General features: G+C 50.6%; 8 protein-coding genes and 1 rRNA gene. 6 read left to right on the forward strand and 3 right to left on the reverse strand.

Annotation, left to right across the window (positions count from 1 at the left end):
• Positions 1–85 precede the first annotated feature (85 nt).
• From emrA to BLU64_RS15470, 3 genes are all read left to right on the forward strand, one after another.
• Positions 86–1258, forward strand: coding sequence for a multidrug efflux MFS transporter periplasmic adaptor subunit EmrA (gene emrA / locus BLU64_RS15460; RefSeq protein WP_026743281.1), 1173 nt, complete (start codon positions 86–88; stop codon positions 1256–1258).
• Between the two features lie 17 nt (positions 1259–1275).
• Positions 1276–2811 carry a multidrug efflux MFS transporter permease subunit EmrB gene (gene emrB / locus BLU64_RS15465; protein ID WP_026743282.1) on the forward strand — a complete coding sequence of 512 codons (1536 nt, stop codon included), beginning with the start codon at positions 1276–1278 and terminating at the stop codon, positions 2809–2811.
• Between the two features lie 427 nt (positions 2812–3238).
• On the forward strand, positions 3239–4519 hold the full coding sequence (locus tag BLU64_RS15470) for a glycoside hydrolase family 68 protein (RefSeq protein WP_051625551.1): 1281 nt from the start codon (positions 3239–3241) through the stop codon (positions 4517–4519).
• A gap of 148 nt (positions 4520–4667) precedes the next feature.
• Here the strand turns inward: BLU64_RS15470 and BLU64_RS15475 are convergent, their stop codons facing one another.
• Positions 4668–5759 (reverse strand): tRNA/rRNA methyltransferase, encoded by a 1092-nt coding sequence (locus BLU64_RS15475; RefSeq protein ID WP_026743284.1) that lies wholly within the window; start codon positions 5757–5759, stop codon positions 4668–4670.
• A gap of 245 nt (positions 5760–6004) precedes the next feature.
• Here BLU64_RS15475 and trxC point away from each other — a divergent pair, with 245 nt between their 5' ends.
• The 3 genes from trxC to pssA all read left to right on the forward strand — a co-directional run bounded on the left by trxC (position 6005) and on the right by pssA (position 8910).
• A complete protein-coding gene (gene trxC / locus BLU64_RS15480) occupies positions 6005–6424 on the forward strand; it encodes a thioredoxin TrxC (RefSeq protein WP_026743285.1) in 420 nt (139 codons plus the stop codon).
• 83 nt (positions 6425–6507) lie between these two features.
• Complete coding sequence (locus BLU64_RS15485; RefSeq protein ID WP_074729331.1) at positions 6508–7200, forward strand: tRNA-uridine aminocarboxypropyltransferase; 693 nt, start codon at positions 6508–6510, stop codon at positions 7198–7200.
• A 354-nt stretch (positions 7201–7554) separates the two neighbouring features.
• Positions 7555–8910, forward strand: a complete 1356-nt coding sequence (gene pssA / locus BLU64_RS15490) for a CDP-diacylglycerol--serine O-phosphatidyltransferase (RefSeq protein WP_074729333.1) — start codon at positions 7555–7557, stop codon at positions 8908–8910.
• A 405-nt stretch (positions 8911–9315) separates the two neighbouring features.
• Here the strand turns inward: pssA and BLU64_RS15495 are convergent, their stop codons facing one another.
• Positions 9316–10614 carry an MFS family transporter gene (locus tag BLU64_RS15495; RefSeq protein WP_051625553.1) on the reverse strand — a complete coding sequence of 433 codons (1299 nt, stop codon included), beginning with the start codon at positions 10612–10614 and terminating at the stop codon, positions 9316–9318.
• A gap of 207 nt (positions 10615–10821) precedes the next feature.
• Positions 10822–10937: ribosomal RNA gene (gene rrf, locus BLU64_RS15500) — 5S ribosomal RNA — on the reverse strand.
• Position 10938 lies beyond the last annotated feature (1 nt).

Here is a 10938-nt window from a genome sequence, read left to right on the forward strand (position 1 = left end):
CGCAGCCAGAGCGTTAGCGACACCATCCTTACATCGCCGTATGGCAATTACCCATTCAATAATGAGAAGTACATTAGGGGAAACCATGAGCTCCACTGTGGAAACATCTGCACCGCAACCTGCCAAAAAAAACAAAACCCGTAGGAAACGCATCTTAACGCTATTAACTATTTTCTTTTTATTCCTAGGCTGCCTGTGGCTCGCCTATTGGTTCCTGGTTTTACGTCATCATCAGGAGACCGATGATGCTTACGTTGCGGGTAATCAGATCCAGATTATGTCGCAGGTCGCCGGCAGTGTGACCAGCGTCAATGTCGACAGCACGGACTTCGTCAGGAAAGGCGATGTACTGGTCGAACTCGACCCGACCGATGCCCAACAGGCTTACGAGCGCGCGCAAACCGCGCTGGCGAATAGCGTGCGTCAGGTTCATCAGTTAATTATCAATGGTCGTCAGTATCAGGCGAATATCGCACTCCAGCAGACGGCGCTAAACCAGGCGGTTAGCGATCTGAACCGCCGAGAAGCTCTGGGCAAAGTCAATGCCATCGGACGCGAAGACGTGCAGCACGCACGCGATGCCGTTGCCAGCGCTCAGGCGTCGCTCGACGCCGCTAAACAGCAATTCGCCGCCAATCAGGCGCTCATTCTCAACACGCCTCTGGAAAAGCAGCCGGCGATACAGCAGAGTGCCGCCGACTTACGTGACGCCTGGCTGGCCTTGCAGCGTACGCACATCGTAAGCCCGGTAGACGGTTATGTGTCGCGCCGCAGCGTGCAAGTCGGCGCCCGTATTGCTTCGACATCGGCTCTGATGGTGGTCGTGCCCGCGAAAGGCCTGTGGGTAGACGCCAATTTCAAGGAAACGCAGCTGGCCAATATGCGTATCGGTCAGCCTGCCACCATCGTCAGCGATCTGTACGGAGACGATGTGGTGTATAAAGGCAAGGTCGTCGGTCTTGATATGGGAACCGGCAGCGCTTTTTCCCTCCTACCCGCTCAGAATGCCACCGGCAACTGGATTAAAGTCGTCCAGCGCCTTCCCGTTCGCATTGAGCTCGATCCGCAAGAATTGGCGGATCATCCCCTGCGCATCGGTCTGTCAATGCTGGTCAATGTCGATACCGCCAAAGCGGACGGCAAGGTTTTATCTGACATACCGCGTAGCGAACCCGCCTACCAAAGCAATGCGCTGGAACTGGACATGGCGCCGGTCAATCAGCTCATCGACGAGATTATCCATGCTAACGCAGGCTGATTATGGGGGATAAACACGTGCAGAAGAAACCGCTAGAGGGAATACAGCTGGCTTTGTTGACCATCGCGCTCGCGCTGGCCACCTTCATGCAGGTACTGGACTCCACCATCGCCAATGTGGCGATCCCGACGATTGCCGGCAATCTGGGTTCATCCAACTCTCAGGGCACCTGGGTGATCACCTCTTTCGGGGTAGCGAACGCCATTTCCATTCCAATTACCGGCTGGCTGGCGAAACGCTTTGGAGAAGTGCGCCTTTTCGTCTGGGCTACGGGACTGTTTGCACTTATGTCCTGGCTGTGCGGGATCTCCAACAGTCTTGAAATGTTGATCTTCTTCCGCGTCCTGCAAGGGCTGGTCGCGGGCCCTATCATCCCGCTTTCGCAAAGCCTTCTGTTGAACAACTATCCTCCAGCGAAACGCAGTATCGCACTGTCGCTATGGTCGATGACCGTCGTCGTCGCACCGATTTTCGGTCCGATACTCGGCGGCTGGATCAGCGACAACTATCATTGGGGATGGATTTTCTTCATCAACATTCCGCTGGGCGCTCTGGTGGTCCTGCTGACATTGCAGCTGCTGCGCGGACGTGAGACTGCGGTTACGATCAGGCCAATCGATACCATCGGACTTGTATTGCTGGTCTTGGGAGTGGGTTGCCTGCAAATGATGCTCGACCGCGGGAAGGAGTTGGACTGGTTTAACTCGACAGAGATCATCACGCTTTGCGTCGTCGCGGTGATAGCACTCGTGTTCCTGGTCGTATGGGAGCTGACGGACGATAATCCGGTAGTCGACCTATCCTTATTCAAATCCCGCAACTTCACCATTGGCTGCCTGTGCACCAGCCTGGCGTTTATGTTCTATTTCGGCGCCATCGTTCTTATGCCGCAGCTGTTGCAGGAAGTCTATGGTTACACCGCCACCTGGGCAGGATTGGCATCAGCCCCCGTAGGACTGATGCCAGTGCTGCTTTCGCCTATTATTGGGCGCTTCGCGCCGCGCCTGGACATGCGCTATCTGGTCAGCTTCAGTTTTGTGATGTACGCCGTCTGCTTCTATTGGCGGACCTATACCTTCGAACCCTCAATGGACTTCGCCGCCTCTGCGTGGCCGCAGTTCGTGCAGGGATTTGCCGTCGCATGCTTCTTCATGCCTCTGACGACGATTACTCTTTCGGGACTCGGACCAGAGAGGCTGGCTGCGGCATCCAGTTTGTTCAACTTCTCGCGTACCCTTGCTGGCTCCATAGGCACATCGCTGACAACCACGCTTTGGGAACGACGCGAAGCGCTGCATCACGCACAGTTGACGGAATCTATCTCACCTTATAACCCTATTGCACAGCAGTTCTATCAGCAAATGGAGGCCTTGGGGCTTACCCAGCAGCAAGTATCTTCTTATCTCGCCCAGCAGATCACCGGGCAAGGGCTGATCATTGCTGCAAATGAAATTTTTTGGGCGGCGGCGGCAATATTTATAGCGCTGATTGTTTTGGTGTGGTTCGCTCGACCGCCCTTTGCCAGTTCTGGAAGCGGAGGCGGCGCCCACTAAATCACCGCGACGTCTTATCACCGTGCCGTCCTCTTTGAGGACGGCTTTTTTGTCTATGGACGAAGGGGATACGGTTCTAGGCTCTCCATCAGGTTTTACTGAACGCTTTCACCCTCAATTCTGACGTCACGCCATCATTCAGATGTCCTTCACCTACGGCATTTTCTTCTTTATAACAACTTCGCGCCTTCGTGGCTTAAAACTTCAAAATGCGCAAAAACGAAACACCATCAGAACAAAACCACAATAAAACGCATTTTTAAACCAACAATTGAAATAATAAACCACAAAATTGCCACATTAAAACAATAACCCCGAATTAGTTAAAATTATCAAATCACCATTGAATGCTATAAATATACTGTATATAGTATCAGCACTGTACAGATGTACAGTTAAATAAATCACTTTCATAGGAGATACATTCATGGCCATTCGTAAAGAGCTGAAAGCCACCCCCGCTTACAAACCGACAATCTGGACTCGTGCCGATGCGTTGAAAGTCACGTTTGACGATCCCACAACGACTCAGCCTGTGGTCAGTGCCGACTTTAAAACCATGAGCGAAGACGTATTCATCTGGGATACCATGCCGCTGCGTGATATTAACGGTCACACTGTGTCAGTCGATGGTTGGTCAGTCATTTTCACCCTTACCGCGGATCGTCAGGAAGACAACCCGGATTACCTGGATGAAAACGGCAACTACAACATTACTCTAGACTGGAATGACCGTCATGGTCGTGCAAAGATCTGCTACTGGTTCTCTCGCAATAGCAAAGATTGGACCTTCGGTGGCCGCATGATGGCTGAAGGCGTTTCACCTACCACTCGCGAATGGGCCGGCTCGCCCATCCTGCTGAATGAACAAGGCGATATCGCATTCTACTACACTGCGGTAACCCCTGGTTCGACCGTCTCCAAAGTACGTGGCCGCGTTGTGACGACGTCTACCGGTGTAGAAATGGTCGGTTTCAACAAAGTGTTCAGCCTGTTCGACGCCGATGGCGCGATTTACCAGACTGAAGAACAAAACCAGTACTGGGCCTTCCGTGATCCATGGCCGTTCCGTGACCCGAAAAACGGCAAGCTGTACATGCTGTTCGAAGGTAACGTTGCGGGTGTACGAGGTTCTCATGTCGTCGGTGATGACGAACTGGGCGATGTACCGCCAGGTTACGAAGAAGTGGGTGGCGCACGCTACCAGACCGGTTGTATCGGTATTGCTGTTGCGCTGGATGAAGATGGCGATCAATGGGAACTGTTACCGCCGCTGGTTACTGCTGTTGGCGTCAACGATCAAACTGAACGTCCTCACTTCGTATTCCAGGACGACAAGTACTACCTGATGACGATCAGCCACACGTATACCTATGCTGATGGTTTGACCGGTCCGGATGGTGTTTACGGTTTTGTGGGCAACGAGCTGTTCGGCCAATATCAGCCGATGAACAGTTCTGGTCTGGTGTTAGGTAACCCGTCCAGCCAGCCTTACCAGACATACTCGCACTATGTCATGCCTAACGGCCTGGTAACGTCCTTCATCGATAGCATTCCTACTGACGTTGAAACAACAGGTATGGAGTACCGTATCGGTGGGACTGAAGCGCCGACCGTGAAGATCAAATTCGTTGGTTCTCGTAGCTTTGTGGTTGAAGAACTGGATTACGGCTACATTCCGCCGGAACTGGATGTGAAAACGCTGTAAAGAATGACCCACTCATGTGGGCCATACTCAGCACTTCAATGTTGACCGGCACCTAGCCATGCCCGGCGAGGGTGCCAAATGAAGAAGGCCAGTCAGCTGACACTGACTGGCCTTTACTATATCACGCTTAAAAACCGGATGTCACCGGTCAGCCTTGATTCTGGCGCCACCATTCTGCCAGCAGAATACCGGTCGCTACGGAAATATTCAGGCTTTCGACCTTTCCAGTCCCGTCGATAGAAACTTTCATGCCGCCTTTTTCCCAGGCTCCGTCAGTCAAACCATCGCCCTCTTCACCTAAAACGATGACCGATTTCGCAGGTAATTTAGCGCCAGAAAGCGGTGTCCCTTTATGACTGGACGTGGTCACGATGGTGTAGCCGGCACGTCGAAACTCATCCAACGCATCGGTCAACAGGTCGGTACTGATGGCTTTTACGTGTTCCGCGCCACCTTCTGCCGTACGCACTGCCGCGCCGGATTCCAGTATCGCTGCGTCACGGACTAGAACGCCACGCACGCCGAAATGCGCGCAGCTACGGATGATCCCACCAAGGTTATGCGGGTTACCCACTTCTTCCAACGCCAAAACACAGTCTTTCTCGCCAGCTTCACTCAGGTAATCTTTTACCTCGGTGCCACGGCGCTTCTTGATCAGGAAGCAGACACCGCCATGATGATCGGTACCGGACGCTTTGGTCAGCTCTTCATCATCGACAACGTGGTATGCCTTACGGTTTGCCGCCATCCAACGCAGCGCATCGCGAAAACGCGGAGTGACTTCTTGCAGAAACCAGGCTCGTACGATCGATTCGGGACGGCTCTTGAAGAGAGCCTGACAGGCGTTTTCACCATATACGCGAGTTTCTTCAGCTCGCTGACGGCGCAGCTGCGCAGGATCTAACTGACTTTTACCGACAATACCGCCATGGTCGGGAACGGCATCTGGGCTACGTGAAACCGTTTTCCAGGGCGAGTCGTAATCACCTGTCGTTTCTCGACGAGCGGGGCGCTCTTCCTGACGCTTCTCTCCACGCCACTTAGAACCCTCGTCACGACCGCCGCCATCCCGCGACGCGGGGCCGCGTTTATCGCGCGGTTTTTTATCGCGATTGTCGCTGCTATTATTGCGTCGCGAGTCCGACGGACGTGAATTCTTATCCTTTTTATCGTCCTCATCGTTACTGCGGACGTACATAACGCGGACCTTGCCGCCTTTCCCACTGAATGAATCGCTCATCTTTTTCTCCACCTACGCGCTCGCCGCGAAGAGTACCTTATGTCCCCTCGCTTAGCTACCGACCGGCACATAAAAGTCAGGAACTATTGTAGCCATTGAGTAAACCACGTTGTTCCTTAAGGTTCCGGTCACGATACTTAAGTCACACTCACAATCGCCGCTTGCTGGTCTTCAGTTGCACTCGCGGCGGTGTCCTTCAACATCTCACTGACCCATGTTAGTCCTTTGATTATTGAGGCCTTGTTATGAATACGGTTTGTGCATCATGCCACACTACCAACCGCCTAGCGGAAACGCGCATTGAAGATAACGCCACCTGCGGACGCTGCGGGGAGACGCTATTCAAAGGAGAAGTGATTAACGCCACGACAAAAACCCTCGATAAAATACTTCAAGACGATCTTCCCGTCGTCATTGATTTTTGGGCGCCATGGTGTGGTCCGTGCGTTAATTTCGCGCCCGTTTATAGCAGCGTAGCAGAAGAAAACGGCGGCAAAATTCGCTTTGTGAAAGTGAATACAGAAGCCGAACCCGAACTGAGCGAGCGTTTTCGTATTCGCACCATCCCGACGATTATGATTTTCAAGAATGGGCAGATGGTTGATATGCTCAATGGCGCCATGCCGAAAGCGCCTTTCGAAAGCTGGCTGGAAGAGTCACTCTGACGCCGCTTGCAGGACAATTTCACTATGCGGGGCTTCTGGTCCCGCCGTGGCTCGATTAGAATGGCGTCTTTTTGCGGGGCACTATGACACAAAACGCCGTCCTTCAATTGCGCGAACAGCGCTTAGCGCTCGCCACTCGCCCGTTTAACGCTCGAGGAAGTCGCGTTGTTCGGTGTCAACGATGCCTGCTTCCCACCATTCGTTGCTTGTGTCACACCATCGTTCCACAGCAAGCACGAAGCCGCTTTTGCCTGATCATGTTCGATACGGAACCCATGAAACCCAGCAATACGGGTCGCCTCATCGCGGATATTCTGCCGAACACATTAGCTTTTCAATGGTCACGCACAATGCCCAATCCAGCGCTTTTAGCGGCTATTCAATCATCGCACTATCAACCTTATGTGGTTTTTCTGGCCGAAGAAGAAAAAAAGGAACGAAAGGTGTTTCACCAGTTGCCTGATACGGGTAAAACTCCACTTTTTATTATGCTGGATGGCACTTGGCCAGAAGCCCGCAAGATGTTCCGTAAAAGCCCCTACCTGGATAGCCTGCCCATTTTGTCGCTTAGTATTGAGGCCTTATCTCGCTATCAATTGCGTGAAGCGAGTTTAGCGGGTCAGCAGTGTACTGCCGAGATCGCCGTGGCGCTCTTGGAGCAGGCTGGGGATAACGTGGCGGCGCAAACATTGAATCATCACTTTGAACACTTCAGAAAAAGTTACCTCGCGGGAAAACCTCACCATCCAGCAGACAGAAGCGAAAACACACGTTAATCCCCTCACTTTGGATATACACGTCACATGTTTTTGCATCGGAATAGGCTGATTTTTCACGTGTTCAGTGGTTAAGGCAACAGACGTGAACTTATTCACGGGCGAGGCAGAACGGCATCCGTTTTAAGCCAATATGTCTTAGACAGTATGGCGGGGGAAAGACATTATATGAACCGAATAGCCTTTTGAGTACCATGTCGAATCGAGTCATCGTTAAGGTCAAGAGTCCTGACTAAAAGACAAAACCTGCTCACAACAGCGGGAAAGTGATGTTATTATTGCCCGATTCGGCCATATTTAACGTTCACCATGACCAGCCCGGTCATACCATGATAAGAGAAGAATCGCACTGTGATGTTGTCAAAACTAAAGCGAACTAAATACCAACAACACCTTGCACAACTGCCCAAAATTCCTCAGTCAGCCGACGCCGTGCAAACACTCCATCGCCCAGAGGAATTCCGTCGCACGCTTGTCGAACGGATTCTCCAGGCAGAACAACGCATCTATATCGTATCTCTGTATCTAGAGCACGATGACGGCGGTGAGACGATTTTATCCGCACTTTACCAAGCGAAACGCCAGCGCCCTGAGTTGGATATTCGCGTATTAGTGGACTGGCACCGCGCACAGCGCGGTCGTATTGGCGCTGCGGCAGCGAATACCAATGCAGACTGGTATCACGCAATGAAGGAGCGTTGTGAAGGTATCGAGTTTCCCGTTTATGGGGTTCCGGTTAATACACGCGAAGCCCTGGGCGTACTCCATCTGAAAGGCTTTATTATCGATGATGTCGTCTTGTACAGCGGCGCCAGCCTGAATGACGTCTATTTACAGCAACACGATAAATACCGTTATGACCGATATCAGCTGATTGATAATAAGACGCTGGCAGATTCGATGGCGGGTTACATACAGAGGCTACTGGCGGCATCGGCGATACAGCGTCTTGATATGAAAGACAGACCTAAGACCGCTGAAATCAAAAATGCGATTCGTCGATTCCGTCAGATGCTACGCACCCTCAATTATCGCCTACCAAACGTACCAAGTAATAATAATCAGCTAGCCATAACGCCGTTGGTGGGATTAGGGAAACAGAGTCCATTAAATAAAACCATTCATCATTTGATGTGCTGTACTGAACAACATTTGGTGATGTGCACACCTTATTTTAATCTACCTGCACCGCTGGTCAGAAACGTTGTCAGCCTACTGCGTAATGGAAAAAAGATCGAAATTATTATTGGCGATAAGACAGCTAATGATTTTTATATCCCGGAAACAGAGCCATTCAAAATTATAGGCGCGCTTCCCTACCTGTATGAAATCAACCTCCGCCGTTTCCTCAGTCGATTGCAAAAATATATCGACAATGGGCAATTAGTCGTACGTCTATGGAAAGATGGCGATAATAGTTTCCACTTAAAAGGACTGTGGGTAGACAATAAATGGCAGCTATTGACCGGCAATAATCTTAATCCTCGCGCCTGGCGACTGGATCTCGAGAATGCTATTTTGATCCACGATCCTCAAAAACAGTTGTTGGAACAGCGAATTAAAGAACTGACTTGTATTCGTGAAAACACACATATTTTGAGCAGCTATCAGCAGCTGGAAAGTATCGCACAATATCCGGTCAAAGTTCGCAAGCTCATTCGCCGTGTACGCAGGGTGAGAATAGATAAGCTCATTAGCCGTATTCTGTGATGTCTTTTATGAAATATTCGATGACAGCCGATGAGCGATCAATTTTATTCATCTCTCTCACTGATCTGATTAAGTACTTTACTTTTAGCCGTTGCGCCAAAGTTTCCAAGCGGAGTAATGTGAATGTATTAACTCGGCTAACAAACTTTGACGCAACCCATTAATTAATCCTGTTTTCAGGAAACGTCTGCTTTATTATTTCGCAGCTAGCTACCTTATAAATAGAGAGTATTCAGCTACAGCGCCCCAAATATAGGTATGCCTGTCACCTAAAATCGACAAGGATATCGCTCGCAGATCTATCTACCTTGAATAGGAGTAGGTAAGTCCCGCGCCCGAAAGACGCAGGACACAGGGCCTATATGTTCGTTTATAGGCCTTATGACGCATTTGGCTCGCGCTGCGTTAAAGTGTCTTGCCTTGCCCTTTGCGATGCAGTCCCAGAGAGACCAGGAATGAGATCGCGCCCATGGCCGAAACATACCAGAAAAAGGCGTTTTCCGATCCCAATGATTTCAGTGAAAGCGCCACATATTCAGCGGAACCTCCAAACAGTGCGTTAGCTACCGCATAGGACAACCCTACGCCCATTGCTCTGACTTCTGGAGGAAACATTTCTGCCTTCAAAATCCCGCTGATTGCCGTATAAAAACTGACGATAATCAGCGAAAGAAGAACTAACACAAAGGCAATTATCGGGTTGGTCACGCTCTGCAGAAGGGTCAGAATAGGCACCGTCAACAACGCCATTAATGCACCAAAGCACAGCATGGAGTTGCGACGTCCAATCTTGTCGGACAAATGTCCGAACAGAGGCTGCAACAGCATGAATACAAAAAGCGCCACCGTCATCAGACCGCTCGCCAGTTCAGGTGCCATACCAGAAGTATTGACGAGATACTTCTGCATGTAGGTGGTAAATGTATAGAACCCCAGAGACCCGCCCGCCGTAAATCCCAAGACCATCAAGAACGCTTTGCGATTATTCCATAGTCCACGCAAAGAGCCTGCGTCCTTATGTGAGCGCGACGCTTTATCCGAGGTTTCATTAAGCGAGCGGCGTAAAAATAAGGCAACAACAGCCAGAATTGCACCAATGAAGAATGGAATACGCCATCCCCAAGCATACAAGCTCTCAGAAGGCATTGTGTGTTGCAATATGACAACCACTAACAGGGCCAGTAGCTGACCGCCGATCAACGTGACGTATTGGAACGACGCGAAAAACCCCTTCCGTCCTTCAATTGCAACTTCGCTCATATAGGTGGCGCTAGTGCCATATTCCCCGCCAACAGACAATCCCTGAAAGAGACGAGCAAACAGGAGCAGTATAGGTGCCCAGGTGCCGATAGTGTCATAACCGGGCAGACAGGCGATAACCAAAGACCCGAAGCACATCATGCAGACGGAGATAAGCATTGACGTTTTGCGTCCGTACTTGTCGGCTATGAATCCAAACAACCATCCCCCGATTGGACGCATCAGGAAGCCCGCAGCGAATACACCCGCGGTATGTAGAAGCTGTGTAGTCGGATTTTCAGAAGGGAAAAAGATGTGAGCAAAATATAAAGAGCAGAACGAATATACGTAGAAATCAAACCACTCTACCAAGTTTCCCGATGATGCTCCCACAATTGCCTTGATCCTCTGTCGAGAATCATTTTCTCCGGGCGTTAATGTTTTTAAATTTATATTTCCCGTCATACGTTTTTTTCTCTCCTGTTCGTAGGACATAACTATCCAACATATATACAGTAAAACAGGATCCTGTTTGCAGGCAAAGAATAATGTATACACTTAATGATTTATCGTTAATTACGATGGTCAAATAAGTTAAAATTATGGGTGATTTGAGGTATTCAGATACGAAAAAGCCTCTGGTATTATCCAGAGGCTTTCCGTTTATTTGATGCCTGGCAGTTCCCTACTCTCGCATGGGGAGACCCCACACTACCATCGGCGCTACGGCGTTTCACTGCTGAGTTCGGCATGGGGTCAGGTGGGACCACCGCGCTATCGCCGCCAGGC

Origin of the sequence: Lonsdalea quercina, from assembly GCF_900107885.1 — a bacterium.
In the GTDB taxonomy this organism is placed as follows: Bacteria; Pseudomonadota; Gammaproteobacteria; order Enterobacterales; family Enterobacteriaceae; genus Lonsdalea; species Lonsdalea quercina.